Source organism: Curtobacterium citreum, assembly GCF_006715175.1.
Lineage (GTDB): Bacteria > Actinomycetota > Actinomycetes > Actinomycetales > Microbacteriaceae > Curtobacterium > Curtobacterium citreum.
Genome location: NZ_VFMQ01000001.1, coordinates 2,674,304 through 2,695,459, shown reverse-complemented (window position 1 = coordinate 2,695,459; position 21,156 = coordinate 2,674,304). Strand labels below are relative to the sequence as shown.

The following is a 21,156-nucleotide window of genomic DNA, read 5'->3' as shown; positions in this document are numbered from 1 at the left end:
TTGCTCGATACTCGAAGACGTGACCATCTCCCAGCCCGCAGCAGCCCCGCGTCTCTCCCGTGCCGACGGATCCCCGTTGCGCATCCTCGTCGTCGACGACGAGGCCAGCCTCACCGACCTGCTGTCGATGGCGCTCCGCTACGAGGGCTGGGACGTCAAGAGCGCGAACGGCGGGCAGGAGGCCCTCGCCACGGCCCGCGAGTGGAAGCCCGATGCGATGGTGCTCGACGTGATGATGCCGGACCTCGACGGGCTGCAGGTGCTCGGTCGGCTCCGGCAGAACAACGACGACACCCCGGTGCTGTTCCTCACCGCGAAGGACTCCGTCGAGGACCGGGTGACCGGGCTCACGGCAGGTGGCGACGACTACGTCACGAAGCCGTTCTCGCTGGAGGAGGTCGTGGCTCGGCTCCGCGGGCTCATCCGTCGGTCGCAGATCTCGATCTCCGAGGCGGGGGACTCCCGCATCGTCGTCGGCGACCTCGTGCTCGACGAGGAGTCCTACGAGGTCTCCCGCGCCGGACGCCCGATCGAGCTGACCGCCACCGAGTTCGAGCTGCTCCGCTTCCTCATGCGCAACCCGCGCCGCGTGCTCTCGAAGGCGCAGATCCTGGACCGCGTCTGGTCCTACGACTTCGGCGGCAAGTCGTCGGTCGTCGAGATCTACATCTCGTACCTGCGCAAGAAGATCGACGCCGGCGAGACCCCGATGATCCACACGGTCCGGGGCGTCGGGTACGTCATCAAGCCGACGTCGTGACGCTGCGCCGCCGGCTCGTCCTGAGCATCGTCGCGCTCGTGGTCGCCGTGAGCGCGGTGATCGGCGCCGGCAGCATCCTCGCGCTCGCGTCCATCCAGCGCTCGGCGATCGACCAGCAGCTGCAGTACGCGACGAGCCGAGCGCAGCGGTCGGTCGAGCAGCAGCAGGGCGGCGGGAGCCCCGGGATCGACATCGGCCGTCCGAGCGGGCAGGCCGCCGGCACGCTCACCGTCTACTTCCTGAACGGCGACGTGGCGGTCGGGACCGTGCTCGACAACGACGGGGCGGTCGACCGCATCGGCACGGACGTCGTCCGACCGCTCGGCGGCGTGACCGTCGACGGGCTCGCGCACACCGTCGACCTGGGCGGTGACCTCGGGCGCTACCGCGTCACCGCGGTGTCCCTCGGGACCGCGGTCCTCGTCGTCGGCCTGCCGATGGCCCCGGTGTACGAGAGCGTGTGGAAGCTCCTCGGGGTCGTCCTCGTCGTCACCGTGCTCGCGCTCCTCGTCGCGTCGCTCGTCGCGGCCGTCGTCGTCCGCCGGTCGCTCCGGCCGCTCGAGCGCGTCGCGGAGACCGCCTCGGCCGTGGCCCGGATGCCCCTCGAGCGGAGCGACGCCCTCGACGGGGTCCGCGTTCCCGACACCGACCCCCGGACCGAGGTCGGCCGGGTCGGCACCGCGTTCAACCGGATGCTCGGGCACATCGGGAACGCCATGCAGGCGCGCGAGCGCTCGGAGCAGAAGGTCCGCCAGTTCGTCGCGGACGCCTCGCACGAACTCCGCACCCCGCTCGCGTCGGTGCGCGGGTACGCCGAGCTCACCCGACGGATGGGGGGCGACCTGCCGCCGGACGTCGTCTACGCCATGGGCCGGATCGAGTCCGAGTCGCTCCGGATGACGAGCATGGTCGAGGACCTGCTCCTGCTCGCCCGGCTCGACGAGGGCCGCGAGGTCCAGTTCGCCGAGGTCGACCTGACCGGCCTGGTGTTCGACGCCGTCAACGACGCGCACGCCGCCTCGCCGGCGCACGAGATCGCCGTCGAGGTCCCGGACGAGCCCGTGGTCGTCCCCGGTGACGCGGCTCGGCTGCACCAGGTCATCGTCAACCTCGTCACGAACGCGCGGACGCACACCCCGGACGGCACCCGGATCACGGTCGGGTTGGCCCCGGCGGCCGGCGGTGTGGACCTGACCGTGCGGGACGACGGGCAGGGCATCGACCCGGAGTTCCTGCCGAAGCTGTTCGAGCGGTTCGCGCGGGCGGACAGCTCGCGGTCGCGGAGTGCGGGGTCGACCGGGCTCGGGCTCGCGATCGTCGACGCGGTCGTGCAGGCGCACGGCGGGACGGTGTCGGTCGCGAGCGTGCCGGGGGACACCGTGTTCACGGTGCACCTGCCGAGCACGCGTCCGGTCGTGCCCGCCGACGTGGTGGCGGCGACCGCCTGACGGGCTGGAGGTGCGGAGGGGGCCCGCCACGTGCCTCCCGTCCGTGGGTTGGTCGCCACCCTCGTCCTGTGGTACCGTTCTCGAAGCCAAAGACCGCCGGTCGTCTGTGCGCTCGCGCACAGACCGAAGGTCCTCACTCGTGGGGCAGCCAGCGCAGGTGTTCAGACCCTCTCCTCTTCACGGGGGAGCAGCTCCGAGCCTCTGCGCCGGAGCTTTTTCCATGTACGGGGTCCTGGGGCTAGCCGGCAAGAAACCCCCAAGGAGAACCATGGCGAACAAGGAAGCTGCGGTCGCCGAGCTCACGGATGCATTCCAGAGCTCGAACGCCGTTCTGCTCACCGAGTACCGCGGTCTCACGGTCGCGCAGCTCAAGGAGCTCCGCAACTCGATCCGTGAGCACGCCACGTACGCCGTGGTGAAGAACACGCTGACCAAGATCGCGGCGAACAACGCCGGCATCACGTCGTTCGACGACGAGCTCGCCGGTCCGTCCGCTCTCGCCTTCGTCCACGGTGACACCGTCGCCGTCGCGAAGTCGCTGCGTGCATTCGCCAAGGCGAACCCCCAGCTCGTGGTGAAGGGCGGTTACTTCGACGGTAACCCGCTCACCGCGACCGAGGTGGACAAGCTCGCCGACCTCGAGTCCCGTGAAGTCCTGCTCGGCAAGCTCGCCGGCGCCTTCAAGGCCTCGCTGTTCGGTGCTGCGTACCTGTTCCAGGCACCCCTCTCGCAGGCCGTCCGCACCGTGGACGCCCTCCGCGAGAAGCAGGAGTCCGCGGCCTGACCAGGCACGCGTTCATCAACCACACGTACTAGCTAGTAGTAGGAGAAAATCATGGCGAAGCTTTCGCAGGACGAGCTCATCGAGGCCTTCAAGGAGCTCACGCTCATCGAGCTCTCGGACTTCGTGAAGAAGTTCGAGGAGGTCTTCGAGGTCACCGCTGCTGCCCCCGTCGCGGTCGCCGCGGCCGGTGGCGCCGCTGCCCCGGCCGAGGAGGTCGAGGAGAAGACCGAGTTCGACGTCGTCCTCAAGTCGGCCGGTGACAAGAAGATCCAGGTCATCAAGGAGGTCCGTGGCCTCACGTCGCTCGGCCTGGGCGAGGCCAAGGCGCTCGTCGAGACCGCCGACGCCAAGATCCTCGAGGGTGTCAACAAGGAGACGGCCGACAAGGCGAAGGAGGCCCTCGAGGCCGCCGGCGCCACGGTCGAGCTCGCGTAAGTACTGCTTACGGCTCTTCGCGAAGGCCGCTGCCCCTCGGGGTGGCGGCCTTCGTCGTGTGCGGGGGCGGCGCGGGTCGGGCGGGAGTTCACGCGCTGAGCGACACTTCACGGCGGCAGGCGCGCGTGAAGTGTCGCTGAGCGCGTGAGCTGCTCTGGCTCACACCGGGACGCCGTGTGCGCGGAAGAGCGCTCGGAGTCGGTCGAGCTCGACCAGGTGCCACCACGTCGCCCGGACGACCGTACGGACGGCGGGCAGCGCCCGGACCCGGTCCTCGCGACGCTTCTCCGCCCAGAGCACGTCGCCGGGGTCGCGTCCGTCCAGCATCGTCGGGTCGACGTACTTCTGTCGCCCGTCGAACTCGACGACCACCCCCAGGGACGGGAACCAGAAGTCGAGCCGGTCGATCGTGCCGTCGGCGTGCCGTACCAGCGCCTGGCTCACCCACGGCGGCATGCCCAGCTCGACGAACCGCGCGGCGGCGAAGGACTCCCCGGCGGACTCGTGGAGCGGGTCGAGCGCATCGAGCACGGCGGCGGCGCGGACGGACCCACGGGCTGGTCGTCGGGGGACGTGCTGTTGCAGCTCGTCGATCCGGACCTGCCTGCGGCGGACGGCGGCATCGACGGCAACCGCTGCGACGTGCAGCGCACACGACGTCGCGAGCATCACCGCCGTGTCGAGGGCCGAGGTGACGGGAACGCCATCGAACGCCGCGGCGTCGACGGCGGTCCGCGGGACGCCGGGGTGACGGATGACACCAGCTCGGTGCTGGATGAGCGTTGCGTTCGGATCGAGCACGTGGACCCGATCGCCGACGTTCCCGATCCAGGGCCAGCCGTGGATCATCGCGGCGGTCCCGTGCGAGAAGACGGAACCGGGACGCAGCAGCGGCGCGACGGCACGCGCGCGGGTGCGGTGTCGTTCGTGGAGGGCGAGGCCTTCCCAGACGTCGCGCTCGATGAACACCCCGGGCAGCAGCCGCACGAGACTGCCCGCCGCGTGCCGACGCTGCAGGGTCCGAGCGGTCGCCGGGTCGGCGGGGGACGTCCGGAGGATCGGTGTGCGCTTCCGGTGTTCGTGCATGCGCCGATCGTGGCCGTGCCCGGGCGGGTCCGGGGTGGGATCGGCGGGACCGGTGCACGACCTCCGCAGCGACCGGCTGTGTGGAGGACGGATGGCACGGGCTCAGCGACAGGTCACGGGCTGACCGGCGCGTGAGGTGTCGCTGAGCGCGTGAGGACGCAGCAGGGCGCGGGCCGCCGGGCGCGTCAGCGCAGGGTGCTGTGTCGGCGGCCGTAGGCCAGGTAGAGCACCACGCCGGCGAGCATCCACAGCCCGAAGGCGATCCACGTGCCGGCTCCGAGGAACACGGCGAGCAGGACGCAGCAGAGCGTGCCGAGCACCGGGACGACCGGGAAGAGCGGGACGCGGTACGAGCGCTCGAGGCCGGGCCGGCTGCGGCGCAGCACGAGCACCGACACGTTGACGAGGGCGAACGCGACGAGGGTGCCGATGCTCGTGGCGTCGGCGAGCTCGCCGAGGGGGACGAGCGCCGCGACGACGGTCACGACGACGCCGACCACGAGGGTGCCGACGACGGGCGTGCCGGTGCGGTGGGAGACCCGGCCGAAGAGCTTCGGCACGAGCCCGTCCCGCGCCATGGTCAGCAGGATGCGTGTCTGGCCGTAGAGCACGGTGAGCACGACGCTCGCGATCGCGATCACGGCGCCGACGGAGAACACGAGCGCGACCCAGGGCTGGCCGGTGACGTCGACGACGATGCGGACGAGCGAGGCCTCGTCCGCGGAGAACGACGTCCACGAGCGGGCCCCGATCGCGGCGATGGCCACGAGGATGTAGAGCGCGGTGATGAGCGCGATCGACCCGATGATCGCGCGGGGGAGGTCCCGGCGGGGGTCCTTCGCCTCTTCGCCCGCGGTCGACGCGGCGTCGAACCCGATGTACGAGAAGAACAGGCGCGAGGCCGCAGCGGTGACGCCCGCGGCACCCATGGGTGCGAGGGGCTCGAAGTTCTGCGCGCGGAACGCGGTGAAGGCGACGGCGACGAAGAACACCAGCAGGGCGATCTTCACGACGACCATGAGCGTGTTGACCCAGGCGCTCTCGCGCGCGCCGGGCAGCAGGACCGCCGTCGCGAGCAGGACCAGGAGCGCCGCGGGCAGGTTGACGACCCCGCCGTCGCCCGGGGGCGCTGCGAGGGCCGTCGGCAGGTGCAGACCGAAGACGCGGAGGGTCTCGTCGACGTACTCGCTCGCACCTACGGCCACGGCGGCCACGGACACCGCGTACTCGAGGACCAGGCACCAGCCGCAGACCCAGGCGATGCCCTCGCCCATCGTCGCGTACGTGTACGAGTAGCTCGACCCCGACGTCGGCACCGCGCCGGCCATCTCGGCGTACGACAGCGCGGAGAGCAGGGCGGCGACCCCGGCCACGACGAACGAGATCCACACGGCCGGTCCGGCGAGGGGCACCGCGGTCCCGAGCACGACGAGGATGCCGGTGCCGAGGGTCGCGCCGACGCTGATCATCGTCAGGTGCCACACGCCGAGCGAGCGGCGGAGCGGCGCACCGTCCACGCCGCGCGCGGCCTCGGCCTGCAGCTGCTCGATGGGCTTGCGCCGAGCGAGCTGCTGGCGGAGCGACGTGGGGCGGGTGGGCGCGGACGTCATGGGACCTCTGTGGAGCCGGGGAAGGGGACTGCTGATGGTCGCACGGCCCCTGAACGGGGTCAAATACGGGCCGCCCCGCCACTGTCCCCGGGCGGGGATAGGTTTGCCCCATGAGCATGGGTCACGGGATGCGACCGGGTACCGCGGGTGGGCCCCGCGGCGGTGGGCGCATCTCGAGCGGCGACAGCCGGGCACAGAAGGCCGCCAACGCCGAGGCACCGCGCATCCCGCACCTCGTCCGGCGGATCGCGGAACTGTTCGTGCCGCACCGCCGCGCCATCGTCCTGACGGTCGTGCTCGTGCTCGTCGGGGCCGCCCTGTCGGTGATCCCGCCGCTGCTCACCCAGCAGGCCTTCGACCGCGGACTGTTCCCGCCGGGTGGTCGCCCGGACCTGCCGGTGCTGTTCGAGCTCGTCGGCGGCATGATCGCCCTCTGGATCGCGAGTGCCGGCGTCGGCATCTGGCAGACCTACCTGACGGCGACCGTCGGCAACAAGGTCATGGGCGCCATGCGCATGCGGCTCTTCGGGCACCTGCAGCGGATGGAACTGGCGTTCTTCACCCGCACGAAGACCGGCGTCATCCAGTCGCGGCTGCAGAACGACGTCGGTGGCGTCGCGAGCGTCCTCAACAACACGATCTCGTCCGTCCTCGGCAACACCGTCACCGTCATCGCCGCGATCGTCGCGATGCTGCTGCTGAGCTGGCAGATGACGCTCGTCGCGGTCGTCCTGCTGCCGCTGCTGGTCGTCGCCCAGCGGCGGGTCGGCCAGGTCCGCGCGCGGATCGCCGCGCAGACGCAGGAGTCGCTGTCCGACATGACGGCGATCACCCAGGAGGCACTGAGCGTCTCCGGCATCCTGCTCGCCAAGTCCTTCAACCAGCAGCGCAGCGAGACGCAGCGCTACGGGGACGAGAACCGCAACCAGATCCAGTTGCAGGTGCGGCAGCAGATGTCCGGCCAGTGGTTCTTCGCCATCGTCCAGGTCTTCCTGTCGATCATCCCCGCGGTCATCTACGTGGTGGCCGCGTACCTGATCATCGGGAACGTGCCGTTCACCGCCGGCACCATCGTCGCGTTCACCACGGTGCAGTCGCGGCTGCTCTTCCCGACCGTGGGCCTGCTGCGCGTCGTCCTCGACCTGCAGACCTCGGGAGCGCTGTTCGCCCGGATCTTCGAGTACCTGGACCTGCGTCCCGCCATCACCGACGCGCCGACCGCCCAGAAGGTCGACGAGCGCCGCGTCGGGCACGTGGCGTTCGAGGACGTCACCTTCGCCTACCCGGACGCCCAGGCCGACGCACCCACGTTGCAGCAGGTCTCGTTCGAGCTCGAACCGGGGCAGTTCGCCGCCTTCGTCGGGCCGTCGGGCGCGGGCAAGACGACGATCTCCTACCTGGTCCCTCGGCTGTACGAAGCGTCCTCGGGCTCGGTGCGGTTCGCGGGCGCAGACGTGCGCGACCTGGAGCACGAGGACCTGATGCGTCACGTCGGCATCGTCAGCCAGGAGACGTACCTGTTCCACGCCTCGATCGGCGACAACCTCCGGTACGCCAAGCCGGACGCGACCGACGCCGAGCTCGAGCGTGCGGCGCGTGCGGCGAACATCCACGAGACGATCGCCTCGTTCCCCGACGGCTACGACACCGTCGTGGGGGAGCGCGGTTACCGGTTGTCCGGCGGTGAGAAGCAGCGCATCGCGATCGCTCGGGTGCTGCTCAAGGACCCGCCGGTGCTCGTGCTCGACGAGGCGACGAGCGCGCTCGACTCCATCTCCGAACACGTCGTCCAGACCGCCCTCGACACGGCGGCTGCCGGGCGGACGACGATCTCGATCGCGCACCGGCTCTCGACGATCCGGGACGCCGACGTGATCTTCGTCCTCGACCACGGGCGGATCGTCGAGCGCGGGACACACGACGGACTGCTCGACCGTGACGGCGTGTACGCGGCGCTCTTCCGGCAGCAGAATGCGACGGTCGACGCGGACCGCTGACCGCCCGGAGCCCACCGGCCCGCCCGCCGAGGCCTCCCGAGGCGCCCGCCGAGGCGCCACCGCGCACCGTCGACTGAGCAGACGACGTCGCGCGCCGGAGACGCAGGCGACGTCTTCTGCTCACCGGAGGAACCGGCGGGGCGCCCCACGCGCTGCGGGCACCTGCGCGCCGCACCGGACGCGCCGGACGCGACCCCGTGCCTCCAGTCCGGACCCCGGCCCGTCCACCCGACGGCCGCCCGCCCGCCCGCGCGATGCGGCGAGCGGACAGCCGCGCCGAGCAGACAGCCGATCCCGCACCCGAGCACCCCTCACCTGGTAACCGTGGTCTGACAGCCCGCGCCTCGATCCACCAGGAGAACGACGTGACCGCAGTCCCACCGCAGCCCGATCCGATCCCGCCCGCGGCTGACGCGGCACCCGACGCCCCGCGCGTCGTCGAGGAGGCGCCGCGGCGCCGACCCGCCGTGCGGGGCCTGTTCTCGCGGGGGTCGCTGGACATCCAGTCGAAGCTCCTCGTGATGCTGCTCGGGGTGAGCATCGTCGCGGCGCTGGTCGTCGGCGCGGTGGGCTACCTGAACGGCCGGTCCTCGTTGCAGACCGCGGCGACGAACCAGGTGACGTCCCTCCGTGAAACGCGGATCACCGAGCTGCAGCGTTCGTTCTCGCAGTTCACGCAGACCGTGGTCGCCCAGACCCGGAACGCGAGCGTCGTGGGCGCGACGAAGGCCTTCACGGCCGGGTGGCAGGACCTCCAGCGCCAGCCGGTGACAGACGCGGACCGGACGAAGGTCGACGGCTGGTACCGCGACACGTTCGTGCCGCAGCTCGACGCCCGCTCCGGCGAGACCGCGAACCCGGAGCAGTTCGCCCCGACGACGGACCCGCAGATCTACCTGCAGGCGCGGTACACGGCGCCGTTCACCGACTACGACGAGGCGATCAAGGAAGACGACGCGGGCGACGGCAGCGCGTGGTCGGCCGCGCACGCGGAGTACCAGGAGTACTTCCGGCAGGCGACCGAGACCGTCGGCTACGACGACCTGCTCCTCATGGACACCGACGGGAACGTCGTCTACTCGGCGTACGGCGGCGCGGACCTCGGGACGGACCTGGACGACGGGCCGTACCGGGACTCGAACCTGGCGTCCGGCTACCAGGACGCCCTCCGGCTGACGAGCGCCGACGACTTCGTGGTGACCGACTTCGCGCGGTACGTCCCGAGCCTGAACGTCCCGACGCTGTGGGTGATGTCCCCGGTCGGCGACCAGGGGAAGATCATCGGCGTGATGGCCGTGCAGGTGCCGGTCGAGCTCGTGAACAGCGTCATGACCGGCAACGAGGGCTGGAAGGGCGACGGGCTCGGGGACACCGGTGAGTCGTACCTGGTCGGCGCCGACCACCTCATGCGGTCGTACCCCCGCCAGCTGCTCCAGCACCCCCGGCAGTACGAGCAGGACGTCGTCGCCGCGGGGACGGCACCGTCCGTCGCGGAGCGGCAGCTGGCCGTGAAGGGGTCGGTGCTGCTCCAGGAGGTGGACTCGACCGCGGTGTCCCGGGCGCTGCAGGGGAAGACCGGGACGGTGATCGGCACCGACTACCGCGGCAAGGAGGTCCTCGCCGCGTACGCGCCGCTCGAGGTGGACGGCCTGCGGTGGGTGGTCGTCGCGCAGACCGACACCGCCGAGGCGTTCGGCCCGGTGAACGACTTCACCCGCAACCTCGGGCTGTCCCTCGTCGGGATCATCGTGCTCGTCAGCCTGCTCTCGCTGCTCCTCGCGCAGGTGTTCGTGCGCCCGGTCCGACGGCTGCAGACCGCCGTGAACCGGGTCAGCGCGGGCGAGCTCGGGGTCGAGGTGCGCACCCGTCCCGGAGACGAGATCGGCGACCTCGGGGTGGCGTTCAACGACATGAGCCGGAGCCTGCAGGTGAAGCAGGACCTGCTCGACGAGCAGCGGCGGCAGAACGACGCGCTGCTCCTCACGATGATGCCGGCCGACGTCGCCGAGCGGTACAAGCAGGGTGACGACACGATCGCGGCCGACCACCAGGACGTGGCCGTCGTCTACGCGGACCTGGTCGGGTTCGACGACTTCGCGCGTGGCCTGTCCGCCGAGGAGAGCCTGTCGCTCGTCAACGACCTGTGGCGGTCGCTGGACGAGGCGGCGAGTCGGTACGGCGTCGAGCGGGTGCGCACGACGCGGGCGGGCTACCTGGCGTCGTGCGGCCTGAGCGTTCCCCGGGTCGACAACGTCCGGCGGATGGTCGACTGGGCGGAGGAGTCCCAGCGCGTCGTCGACCGCTTCAACGCGCAACACGGCTCGCGCGTGGGCCTCCGCGCCGGCATCGACACCGGGCAGGTGACGAGCGGGCTCGTCGGCCGGTCGAAGCTCGTCTACGACATGTGGGGCGACGCGGTCAGCCTGGCGTACCGCGTGCAGGGCATCGCACCGGCCGCCGGCGTCTACGCGACGCAGCGCGTGGTCGACAAGCTCGGCGACCGCGACGGCCTGGTCGACGCCGGCGAGGTCCGCACCCAGAGCGGCACGCAGCGCATCTGGAAGCTCGAGCAGGTGGCGTCGTGACCGCGTTCTGGGAGCAGTCGTGGTTCTGGCCGTCGATCGCGGTGATCGTCGGCCTGCCGGTGCTGCTGCTCGTCCTCACCGAGCTGCAGTCCTCGCTGCAGCGCCGGCACAACCCGATGCACAAGGTCATCGGGCTGCTCCGGAACGCGGTCGTGCCGATCATCGCGATCCTGGTGCTGTCCGTGCAGGTCACCGATGCGGTGGACCCCGGCCAGCCGGTCGTGAACCAGGTCATCGCCTCGGTCCTCGGGTTCCTGGTGATCGTGTTCGTGCTGAACGGGTTGAACGTCCTGCTCTTCACGAACGCCCGCGCCGGGTCGTGGCGCGAGAAGGTCCCGTCGATATTCGTCGACATCGCCCGGATCGTGCTCATCGCGCTCGGGCTCGCGCTCGTCTTCAAGATCGTCTGGGGCGCCGACGTCGGCGGGATCTTCACCGCCCTGGGTGTCGGGTCGCTCGTCATCGGCCTCGCGCTGCAGTCCGCGGTCGGACCGGTCATCGCGGGACTCTTCCTGCTCTTCGAGCAGCCGTTCCGGCTCGGCGACTGGCTCGACGTGGGCGGCACCCGTGGCCGGGTCGTCGAGGTGAACTGGCGGTCCGTGCACATCGACACCGGGGGTGGGATCCTGGTCACCCCGAACTCGTCGCTCGCCGGTGCGTCGTTCACGAACCTCAGCCGGACAGGAGGCACGTTCCCGGTCACGACGTCCGTCACGTTCACGACGGACGACGCCCCGGCGGCCGTGGTCGCGCTGTTGCAGCGCACCGCCGCGGCCCTGCCGCAGCTCGCGCGGGACACCGCGCCGGCGGCTGAGCCGGCCGGCGGCGCGGCGTACACGGTGTCGTTCGAGGTCGGCGGCCCGTCCCAGGAGGGACCGGCGCTCGCGCAGTTCCGGACTTGGCTCTGGTACGCCGCCCGCCGTGAGGGCTTGGCACTCGACGGCGACGGGACGGACGACCACGCGACCGAGGAACGGCGGGACGCGGCGCTCGCCGCGGTGGCGCCGATCCTGTACCTCGGTGACGAGGACCGCGCGGCGCTCGCCCCTGCCGTGCGGCTCGAGCGCTACGCGGCCGGCGAGGTGATCGCCCGCCCCGGCGTCGTGCCGACGGTGATCCGGTTCGTCCTCAGCGGCAGCATCGAGCTGCGGGTGCCGTTCGACGGGACGCAGCTCCTGGCGACGAAGGTGGAAGCCGGCGACTACGTCGGGCAGACGGCCCTGACCCGCGAGGTCGTGCAGGCGTTCCAGGTGGCGACCACCGAGGTGTCCGTGCTCGCGGTCCCGGCCCCGGTCCTCGACGCGATCGTGCAGCGGACCCCGCGCCTGGCGAAGGACATCAGCGCCGTCATCGACCGCCGTCACCAGGACGTCCAGGACGTCCTGCAGGCCCAGGAGCAGGTCCGCCTGCAGTCCCGCGTCGCATCCCAGCGGGTCGCCGGGGGAGCCGCCTAGACTCGGCCGCGTGCGTTACGCGAACTCGGTCGTCGACCTCGTCGGCGACACCCCGCTCGTCCGTCTGAACCGCGTCACCGAGGGCATCCGGCCGACCGTCCTGGTCAAGGTCGAGTACCTGAACCCGGGCGGCTCGTCGAAGGACCGCATCGCGACGCGGATCATCGATGCGGCCGAGGCCTCCGGCGACCTGCGCCCCGGCGGGACGATCGTCGAACCGACCTCCGGGAACACCGGGGTCGGGCTCGCGCTCGTGGCCCAGCAGCGCGGGTACCGGTGCGTGTTCGTCCTGCCGGACAAGGTCGGCGAGGACAAGCGGAACGTCCTCACCGCGTACGGCGCCGAGATCGTCGTCACCCCCACCGCGGTCCCGCCGGAGCACCCGGAGTCGTACTACTCGGTGTCGGACCGGCTCGTGCGGGAGATCCCCGGCGCCTACAAGCCGAACCAGTACGCGAACCCGAACGGCCCGCGGAGCCACTACGAGACCACCGGTCCCGAGATCTGGCGCGACACCGAGGGGCAGATCACGCACTTCGTCGCCGGCGTCGGCACCGGGGGCACCATCTCCGGCACCGGCCGGTACCTCAAGGAAGCGTCGGACGGACGCGTCCGGATCGTCGGCGCGGACCCGGAGGGCTCGGTCTACTCGGGCGGCACCGGGCGGCCGTACCTGGTGGAGGGCGTCGGCGAGGACTTCTGGCCAGCCGCGTACGACGCCGGGATCCCGGACGAGATCATCGCCGTGACGGACGCCGAGTCGTTCGCGATGACCCGCCGCCTGGCGCGCGAGGAGGGCCTGCTCGTGGGCGGGTCGAGCGGCATGGCCGTGGTCGCCGCGCTCCGGGCCGCGCAGGACCTGACCGAGGACGACGTCGTCGTGGTGCTCCTGCCGGACAGCGGCCGGGGCTACCTCGGCAAGATCTTCAACGACCGGTGGATGCGCTCGTACGGCTTCGCCGAGACCGACGACGCGCGGACGGTGGGGTCCGTCGTCGCGGGCAAGGACGGCCGTCTGCCGGACCTCGTGCACGCGCACCCGTCGGACACCGTGCGGGACGTCGTCGAGATCATGGCGACGTACGGCGTCTCGCAGATGCCGGTCCTGAGCGCCGAGCCGCCCGTCGTGATCGGCGAGGTCGTCGGTGCCGTCGCCGAGAAGGACCTGCTCGAGCAGGTGTTCACCGGCGCGGCCGCGATGACCGACGCGGTGTCCGGCTTCGTCGGGGACCCGCTCCCGCTCATCGGCACGGGGGAGTCCCTGTCCGCGGCCCGGCGGGCGCTCGAGTCCGTCGACGCCCTGCTCGTCGTCGACGACGGCAAGCCGGTGACCGTGCTGACCCGGCACGACCTGCTGACCTCCCTGTCCGAGTGACCCGGGCCGCGCACCGACGCGCCCCCGACCACGACCCCGAGCTGCAAGGAACCCCGATCGCATGACCGAGTTCGACACCCGTGCCGTCCACGCCGGCCAGGACCCCGACGCCACGACCGGCGCGGTGATCCCGCCCATCCACGTCACGAGCACCTACGTGCAGGACGGCGTGGGGAACATGCGGAACGGCTACGAGTACTCGCGCGGCGGCAACCCGACGCGGGACGCCCTGCAGACGCTCCTCGCCGACCTGGACGGCGGCGTCGCGGCGTACTCGTTCGCGTCCGGGCTGGCCGCCGAGGACGCCCTGCTCCGCGCGTACCTGGAGCCCGGCGCCCGCGTGGTGATGGGCAACGACGTCTACGGCGGGACGCACCGCCTGGTGAACCGGCTGCACGTGCCGTGGGGCGTCGAGCTCGTCGTCGTCGACATGAGCGACGTCGACCGGGTCCGCGCCGCGCTCGAGGGTGCCCCCGCGAAGACCGTCCTGTGGGTCGAGACCCCGACGAACCCGCTCATGAAGATCGCCGACATCGCGCTGCTGTCCGAGGTCGGGCACGCCGCCGGTGCGCTCGTCGTCGTGGACAACACGTTCGCCTCGCCGTACCTGCAGCAGCCGCTCGCGCTCGGCGCCGACGCGGTGTCGTACTCCACGACGAAGTACCTCGGGGGCCACTCCGACGTCGTCGGCGGTGCGGTCGTGCTGCGGGACCAGGAGTTCGCGGAGCAGGTCGGCTTCCTGCAGTTCGGTGCGGGTGCGATCGCCTCGCCGTTCGACGCCTTCCTGACCACCCGCGGCATCAAGACGCTGCCGCTGCGGATGGAGCGGCACTCCGCGAACGCGCAGGCCGTGGCCGAGGCGCTCGTGTCCGCCCCGGGTGTCGAGCGCGTCTTCTACCCGGGCCTCGCCGACCACCCCGGGCACGACGTCGCCGCGAAGCAGATGCGTGGCTTCGGCGGCATGCTCTCGGTCGCGCTGACCGGCGGCCCCGCGGCGGCGAAGCGGTTCGTCGAGTCGACCGAGGTGTTCACGCTCGCCGAGTCGCTCGGCGGGGTCGAGTCGCTCATCGGCTACCCGAGCGAGATGACGCACGCGTCCGTCAAGGGCACGGAGCTCGCCGTGCCGGAGAACGTCGTCCGCCTGTCGGTGGGCATCGAGGACGCCGGCGACCTGGTCGCGGACGTCCTGCAGGCGTTGGAGCGCTGACGTCCCGGCGCGCTGACGTCGCGGCGCGCTGACGCGCGCGCAGGGCGGACTGGAGGATCGTGGCGGCGCCGCCACGATCCTCCAGTCCGTCCGTGGTCACCGGTAGCGTGACCCGGGTGAGCAGCGTGGCGACGACGACCGGGATCCTCAGCGGGCGCTACGCGCTCGCGACGATCGGCATGGTCGCCATCGTGGGCGTCGCGGCGTTCCAGAACCTGGCGATGACCACGGTCATGCCGGAGATCAGCCGTGACCTCGACGGCGAGACGCTGTACGCGCTCGCCTTCGCGGCACCCCTCGCCGCGGGTGTCCCTGGCATGGTGCTCGCGGGGAACTGGACGGACCGGTCCGGCGGTCGTGTCGTCGCGTGGGTCTCGGCCGCGCTCTTCGCGCTCGGCACCGCGGTCGTGATGCTGGCGCCCACGATGGAGGTGTTCCTCGTCGGGCGGCTCGTCGAGGGCTTCGGTGCCGGGGCGATCGACGTCGTGCTCTACGTGCTCGTCGCACGGATCTTCCCAGCCGAGCTGCACGGCCCGGTGTTCGCCGGGTTCGCCGCGGCGTGGGTCGTCCCGGCGCTCGTCGGCCCGGCGGTCGCGGGGATCGTCACCGAGACGTGGGGCTGGCACTGGGTCTTCGCCGGGGCGCTCGTCATCGCGGTGGTGTCGTTCGCCCTGCTCGTGCCGACCCTCGGGAAGCTGCACGCCCCGGCCGCCGCGCTCCGACCGGTGTGGCAACGCACCAGGATCGGCTGGTCCGTCGGGGCGGCGATCGCGATCCTGCTCCTCAACGTCGCCCCGGACCTCGGCCCGTGGCCGCGCGTCGCCGCGGTCGTCGTCGGGGTCGTCGGCACGTGGGCGGCGCTCCGTCCGCTGCTGCCGACCGGGACGTTCCGTGCGGCGCCCGGGCTGCCGAGCGTGGTGCTCCTGCGGGGACTCGTCGCGGCGGCGTTCTTCGGGAGCGAGGCCTACGTGCCGTTCCTGCTGCAGTCGCGGCACGGTCTGTCGGCGTCGACGGCGGGCCTCGCGCTGACCGTCGCCGCCCTGAGCTGGGCCGGTGCCAGCTGGGTGCACGGACGGGTCGGCGAGGAACGCCTGACGGCCGCCAGGACGTTCGGTGTCGGGCTCGCCCTGGTGCTCGTCAGCCTGGTCACGGCGCTCGCGGTCGCCGCGTTCGACCTGCCGTGGTGGGTGCTCGTCGTCGGCTGGTTCGTCGGCGGCGCGGGCATGGGCGGGCTGTACCCGCGGGCGTCGATGCTGACGCTGCGGTTCTCGGGCGAGGGCGACGACGGGTTCGCGAGCTCGGCGCTGACGATCGCGGACGCCTCGGGCAGCGTCGTCGGGCTCGCGGTCACCGGGTTGCTGTTCGTCGGCAGCGGGGGAGCGGACGCCGCGTGGTCGTTCCCGCTCGTGTTCCTCGCGATGATCGTGATCGCGCTGCTCGCCACCGCGGCGGTCCGACGGCTCGGCCCGGTGCCGCCGCCTGCAGGTGCCGAGCGGGTAGCGTGACGCGCGTGCGCATGCGGGTCGGGGCCGTCGTGGCCGTCGTGGTGGGGGCGGCCCTCGTCGCCCTGACCGGTTGCCAGGGTCCCACGACCGCGGCGCCGACGCCCGTGCAGAGCTCGGACCTGACCAGCTCGGACGGCGGCTTCGACCGGCACGCCGTGGTCGGGGTGGTCCTGTCCGCCGCGGACGGCTCGCTCGGCACGGCGCTCGGCGACCGGCTCGACGCAGCGGGGTTCCGGTCGGACGTCCGGGTGGCGCCCGAGCAGGACGGCGCGGCGGCCCAGCGCGAGGCGATCGACGCGCTCGTCCGGGGCGGCGCGAAGGCGGTGCTCGTCCGCGCAGTCGACGCCTCGGCCCTGGCCGGGGCGCTCCAGACCGCGCACGACGCCGGCGTGGTCGTGGTGTCCCTCGGTGGGTCCCTGCCCGCGAGCGGGACCGGGGGCGACGGGGTGTCCGCCGACCATCGAGTGCCCGGCGACGACGGGGACGCGTTCGTCGACGCCACGGTCGACGTGGTGCGGTCGCTGCAGCGCGGCGAGAAGCCGACGGTCAGCAACTGACGATCAGCGACCGACGATCAGCGACCGACGATCAGCGACCGACGATCAGCGACCGACGATCAGCGACCGACGATCAGCGACTGACGGTCGCTGCTGTCGCCGGTGCCGCGGCGCTCAGTGCCACCAGGACGGGAACGACAGCGTGATCGTCTCGACGAGCGACCTCCGCGACCGCCGGGGCCCGGCGAGCCAGGCCTCGATCGCACCGACGAACCCCTGCGCGACGAACCCGGCCGCGACGTCGTCGAGCATGGTCGGGCGCTCGGTGGGGAGCTCGCGGATGTGCTGCGCGCTCGAAACGGTGAAGTGCTCGACGAGGAGCCGGTGGAGCGAGGCGTCCTCGGTGTCCGGGAGCCCCTTCGCGTAGATGTCCCGGTGGGACACCACGTGCTCGACGACCGCGTCGATCCCGCGACGGGTGATCGCAGCGAGCTCGTCGGCACCCGCACCACGGGCGGCAGCCGTCCGGCGGGCCTCGGCGTCGTCCTCGCGGATGCGGTCGAGCTCGGGCGTGAGCACGTCGGCGAGCAGCGACCCCGGCGAGACCGCGTGCGAGTAGAAGGTCGCACGGTTGATCCCGGCCGCGCGCGTGACGTCCGCGACGGTGATCGTGGACACGGGGCGGTCGGCGGCCAGCCGCAGGATCGCCTCGCGCAGGGCTGCGGTGGTGTGCAGGATCCGTGCGTCGACCACGGTCCCACCCCCTTCTCGCCGAGTCCGTTGCCCGGTCCGACCGGGTGTCGACGAGCACGGTCGACGCTACCGTACGGCGACCGCCCGGACGGGACGGAGAGCGCGGTGTGACGCGACGGATGTGGTGCGGGAGGTTCCGGGAGCGCTCACGCAGCCCGTAGGATGGTTCCGTGGGCGAATCGATTCGATTCGACTCGGCCGGGTCCGCCCGGTGCGACCCCGCTCTCCCGGCGCCGGGCAACCGCGGCGCCCGTGATCACCTCCCTCTCCCGTCTCTCCTGTCGAAGGACCGCTCGCTCGTGACCGCGCCCGCCACCACTGGTCCACTCCGCGTCGTGCTCCACCCCGGTGACTCGCTCACCCGGGGTCAGCGCCTCGTCTACGTCTTCGTGCTCGGCGCGCTCACCGCGCTCGGGCCGTTCACCATCGACCTCTACCTGCCGGCGTTCCCGTCGCTCAAGGAGCAGTTCGGGGTCTCCGACGGCGCCGTGCAGCTCACGCTCACGGCGACGACGCTCGGGTTCGCGGTCGGCCAGCTGCTGGTCGGCCCGTGGAGCGACAAGGTCGGTCGTCGCCTGCCGCTCATCATCGCCACCACGGTGCACATCGCGGCGTCCATCGGAGCGGCCACCGCGCCGGACATCGAGCTGCTGGCCGTGTTCCGCGTCCTGCAGGGCATGGGTGCCGCGGCGGGTGGTGTCGTCGCGATGGCCACCGTCCGCGACCTGTTCGGCGGCAAGCCCCTCGTGCGCATGCTGTCGCGCCTGGCGATGGTGAACGGCCTCGCACCGATCCTCGCGCCGCTCATCGGCTCGCAGATGCTCCGCTTCACCAGCTGGCGCGGCATCTTCGTGTTCCTCGCCTGCTACGGCCTGGCCGTCGTGATCGCGTCGATCCTGCTCATCGTCGAGACGCTGCCGAAGGAGCGCCGGCACGAGGCCGGCCACTCCACCGTCGGCCAGCGGTACAGGGCGCTGTTCTCCGACCGGATCTTCGTCGGCGTCGCGCTCATCGGAGCGATGGTGTTCAGCGGCCTGTTCTCGTACCTGAGTTCGTCGCCGTTCCTGTTCCAGGGCGTCTACGGGCTCAACGCGCAGCAGTACGGACTGCTCTTCGCGGTGAACTCCATCGGCGTCGTCGTCGGCGTGCAGATCTCCTCGCGGATCGCGCAGCGTGTCGGCCCGCAGTGGATCCTCGCCTGCTCGACCGCGACCCTGTTCCTGGCGTCGGTCGCGATCATCGTGCTCGACGCGCTGGGTGCCGGACTGGTCGGCGTGCTCGTGCCGCTCTGGTTCTTCATCGCGGCGTGCGGCTTCTCGTTCCCGCTCGTCCAGGTGATCGGCCTCGCCGCGCACGGCAAGGAAGCCGGCACCGCCGCCTCGCTCCTCGGCGCCCTGAACTTCGGTGTCGCCGGGCTCATCTCGCCGGTCGTCGGCTGGCTCGGCATCGAGACCGCGGCGCCGATGGCGGCCGTGATGGCGTGCACGGCGGCGGTGGCGATCGTCCTGCTCTGGGCCGTGGTCCGCCCCCGCACGGTCCCCGCCCTCACGCACTAGTCACTCCCCGTCGTCGTCCGGCCGGACCGGCGTCGGTCGGCGTCCGTACGCTGTGGCCATGAGCGACGACGCGGTGGAGCAGGCGAGATCAGCGGCAGCGGCGGCGCAGGCCGCCGCCGAGGAGGCGCGTCGGCTCGCCGACGAGGCCGCACGGCGGGCCGAGGAGCTCGCCGCAGCGCTGAGCCGGACAGTGGCCGCAGCGCCCACCGAGCCGGCGGCGACGACAGCCGAGCCGGCAGCAGCGCCCACGGACCCGGCCACCCCGGCAGCCGAGTCGACGTCGTCCACAGGCACCGAGCCTCCCGTCCGGCCCGACACCCGACCCGGCGACCAGGCGACCCCGCCGCTCACCGCACCACCCGCCGGACCGCTCGGCGCCGACGCCGTGGCGGCCGTCCGTACCGGGTACGCCGTCGGCGGCACCGCCCTCGAACTCGGCGCGCTCGTCAACGGCGAGGCGCTGCCGGACGTCCAGGTCCGCATCCCGCTCGGCATGCTCAACCGGCACGGCCTCGTCGCGGGTGCCACCGGCACGGGCAAGACCCGCACCCTGCAGCTCCTCGCCGAGCAGATCGCCGCGGCCGGTGTGCCGGTGTTCGCGGCGGACGTCAAGGGCGACCTGTCCGGCTTGGCGACCCCCGGCCAGCCGAACGACAAGCTGCTCGCGCGCACGGCGGGCATCGGCCAGCAGTGGCAGGGCGTCGGCAGCCAGGCCGAGTTCTACGCCCTCGGCGGCGTCGGCACGGGTGTCCCGGTCCGGGCGACGGTGTCCGGGTTCGGGCCGCTGCTGCTCGCGAAGGTGCTCGGTCTCAACGAGACGCAGGAGTCGTCGCTCGGGCTCGTCTTCCACTACGCCGAGCAGGCCGGGCTGCCGCTCGTCGACCTGTCCGACCTGCGGAGCGTCCTGACCTACCTGACGAGCGACGCGGGCAAGGGCGAACTCGCGGACCTCGGCGGTCTGTCGAAGCAGACGGTCGGCGTGATCCTGCGCGAGCTCGTCACCTTCGCCGACCAGGGTGCCGACGCGTTCTTCGGGGAGCCGGAGATCGACACCGCCGAGTTCCTCCGGACGGCCCCGGACGGCCGCGGGATCGTGAGCCTGCTCGAGGTCCCCGGCGTGCAGGACCAGCCACAGCTGTTCTCGACGTTCCTGATGTGGATGCTCGCAGACCTGTTCAACGAGCTGCCCGAGGTCGGCGACCAGGACAAGCCGAAGCTCGTGTTCTTCCTCGACGAGGCGCACCTGCTGTTCACGGGTGCGTCGAAGGACTTCACCGAGCAGGTCGTCCGCACCGTCCGGCTGATCCGTTCGAAGGGCGTCGGCGTGTTCTTCGTCACGCAGACGCCGAAGGACGTCCCGAACGACGTGCTCGCGCAGCTGGGGTCGCGCATCCAGCACCAGCTCCGCGCCCACACGCCCGACGACGCGAAGGCTCTCCGCGCCACGGTGTCGACCTACCCGACGAGCGAGTACGACCTCGGCGAGGTCCTGACCTCGCTGGCGACGGGTGAGGCGATCGTCACCGTGATGAACGAGCGTGGTGCGCCCACGCCGGTCGCGTGGACGCGCCTGCGCGCGCCGCAGGGCTCCATGGAGCCCCTGCCGGGGGCGGACCTGGAGGCCCGGGTCACCTCGTCCCCGCTCCTCGCCCGGTACGGCACCCGCGTCGACCCCGACTCGGCGCACGAGATCCTCGCGCGCCGGATGGAGGCCGCGGCCGCCGAGGCCGCCGCCGCGGAGGCGGCGGAGCACGCCGCGTCCGCGCAGGCCGAGGCCGAGAAGCAGGCGGCGCGGGCCGCCGCGGCAGCCGCGAAGGAGGCGGCGGCACGGGCGAAGCAGGACGAGCGAGAGCGTCGGGCCGCGCAGCAGGAGTACGAGCGCACGCAGCGGGAGTTCGAGCGCGCGGAGCGGACGGCCGAGTCGCGGCGGAGCGGTCGCTCGCCACGGTCGTCGCGGACGTCGACCTCGCGGCGGTCGGGGGACCCGCTGTCGGACCTGCTCGGTCCGGGGCTCGGCGGGACCATCGCCAAGGAGGTCGTGAAGGGGATCTTCTCGACCCTGCGACGCCGGCGCTGAGGGGCCGCGCTGACGGTCGGCGAGCTC

General features: G+C 72.1%; 16 protein-coding genes. 13 read left to right on the top strand and 3 right to left on the bottom strand.

Annotation, left to right across the window (positions count from 1 at the left end; all coding sequences use genetic code 11):
• Nucleotides 1–25: 25 nt before the first annotated feature.
• The 4 genes from FB462_RS12665 (at nucleotide 26) to rplL (ending at nucleotide 3,427) form a co-directional block, all read left to right on the top strand.
• Nucleotides 26–760 (top strand): response regulator transcription factor, encoded by a 735-nt coding sequence (locus FB462_RS12665; RefSeq protein ID WP_204623197.1) that lies wholly within the window; start codon nucleotides 26–28, stop codon nucleotides 758–760.
• Entirely contained in the window at nucleotides 757–2,208 is a 1,452-nt protein-coding gene (locus tag FB462_RS12660; protein WP_141862253.1) for a sensor histidine kinase, read from the top strand. Before FB462_RS12665 ends, FB462_RS12660 begins: the two co-directional genes overlap by 4 nt.
• 268 nt (nucleotides 2,209–2,476) lie before the next feature.
• Complete coding sequence (gene rplJ / locus FB462_RS12655; protein ID WP_058741931.1) at nucleotides 2,477–2,992, top strand: 50S ribosomal protein L10; 516 nt, start codon at nucleotides 2,477–2,479, stop codon at nucleotides 2,990–2,992.
• A 51-nt stretch (nucleotides 2,993–3,043) separates the two neighbouring features.
• Nucleotides 3,044–3,427: a 50S ribosomal protein L7/L12 gene (gene rplL, locus FB462_RS12650; protein ID WP_114849690.1), complete on the top strand. Its 384-nt coding sequence runs from the start codon at nucleotides 3,044–3,046 to the stop codon at nucleotides 3,425–3,427.
• A 159-nt stretch (nucleotides 3,428–3,586) separates the two neighbouring features.
• Here rplL and FB462_RS12645 read toward each other — a convergent pair whose 3' ends face one another.
• Nucleotides 3,587–4,513, bottom strand: coding sequence for a hypothetical protein (locus FB462_RS12645; protein WP_141862251.1), 927 nt, complete (start codon nucleotides 4,511–4,513; stop codon nucleotides 3,587–3,589).
• Between the two features lie 185 nt (nucleotides 4,514–4,698).
• Entirely contained in the window at nucleotides 4,699–6,123 is a 1,425-nt protein-coding gene (locus tag FB462_RS12640) for an APC family permease (protein WP_141862249.1), read from the bottom strand.
• A gap of 110 nt (nucleotides 6,124–6,233) precedes the next feature.
• Here FB462_RS12640 and FB462_RS12635 point away from each other — a divergent pair, with 110 nt between their 5' ends.
• The 7 genes from FB462_RS12635 to FB462_RS12605 all read left to right on the top strand — a co-directional run bounded on the left by FB462_RS12635 (nucleotide 6,234) and on the right by FB462_RS12605 (nucleotide 16,803).
• Nucleotides 6,234–8,120 (top strand): ABC transporter ATP-binding protein, encoded by a 1,887-nt coding sequence (locus tag FB462_RS12635; protein WP_229666643.1) that lies wholly within the window; start codon nucleotides 6,234–6,236, stop codon nucleotides 8,118–8,120.
• 365 nt (nucleotides 8,121–8,485) lie between these two features.
• A complete protein-coding gene (locus tag FB462_RS12630; RefSeq protein ID WP_167510105.1) occupies nucleotides 8,486–10,705 on the top strand; it encodes an adenylate/guanylate cyclase domain-containing protein in 2,220 nt (739 codons plus the stop codon).
• Entirely contained in the window at nucleotides 10,702–12,159 is a 1,458-nt protein-coding gene (locus tag FB462_RS12625; RefSeq protein WP_141862245.1) for a mechanosensitive ion channel domain-containing protein, read from the top strand. The genes FB462_RS12630 and FB462_RS12625 overlap by 4 nt, the downstream gene beginning before the upstream one ends.
• Nucleotides 12,160–12,169: 10 nt before the next feature.
• On the top strand, nucleotides 12,170–13,534 hold the full coding sequence (locus FB462_RS12620) for a cystathionine beta-synthase (RefSeq protein WP_114849685.1): 1,365 nt from the start codon (nucleotides 12,170–12,172) through the stop codon (nucleotides 13,532–13,534).
• A gap of 61 nt (nucleotides 13,535–13,595) precedes the next feature.
• Nucleotides 13,596–14,741, top strand: a complete 1,146-nt coding sequence (locus tag FB462_RS12615; protein WP_141862243.1) for a cystathionine gamma-synthase — start codon at nucleotides 13,596–13,598, stop codon at nucleotides 14,739–14,741.
• A gap of 116 nt (nucleotides 14,742–14,857) precedes the next feature.
• The gene (locus tag FB462_RS12610) at nucleotides 14,858–16,246 is read left to right on the top strand and encodes an MFS transporter (RefSeq protein ID WP_167510104.1); all 1,389 of its coding nucleotides are present in this window, start codon (nucleotides 14,858–14,860) and stop codon (nucleotides 16,244–16,246) included.
• A gap of 11 nt (nucleotides 16,247–16,257) precedes the next feature.
• Nucleotides 16,258–16,803: a substrate-binding domain-containing protein gene (locus FB462_RS12605; RefSeq protein WP_229666671.1), complete on the top strand. Its 546-nt coding sequence runs from the start codon at nucleotides 16,258–16,260 to the stop codon at nucleotides 16,801–16,803.
• A 114-nt stretch (nucleotides 16,804–16,917) separates the two neighbouring features.
• Here FB462_RS12605 and FB462_RS12600 read toward each other — a convergent pair whose 3' ends face one another.
• Nucleotides 16,918–17,496, bottom strand: coding sequence for a TetR/AcrR family transcriptional regulator (locus FB462_RS12600; protein ID WP_141862237.1), 579 nt, complete (start codon nucleotides 17,494–17,496; stop codon nucleotides 16,918–16,920).
• A gap of 299 nt (nucleotides 17,497–17,795) precedes the next feature.
• On the opposite strand from FB462_RS12600, the gene FB462_RS12595 reads away from it, so the two are divergent.
• On the top strand, nucleotides 17,796–19,052 hold the full coding sequence (locus FB462_RS12595; protein WP_141862235.1) for a multidrug effflux MFS transporter: 1,257 nt from the start codon (nucleotides 17,796–17,798) through the stop codon (nucleotides 19,050–19,052).
• Nucleotides 19,053–19,110: 58 nt separating this feature from the next.
• Nucleotides 19,111–21,129 (top strand): helicase HerA-like domain-containing protein, encoded by a 2,019-nt coding sequence (locus FB462_RS12590; RefSeq protein WP_141862233.1) that lies wholly within the window; start codon nucleotides 19,111–19,113, stop codon nucleotides 21,127–21,129.
• The last annotated feature ends 27 nt before the right edge of the window (nucleotides 21,130–21,156 follow it).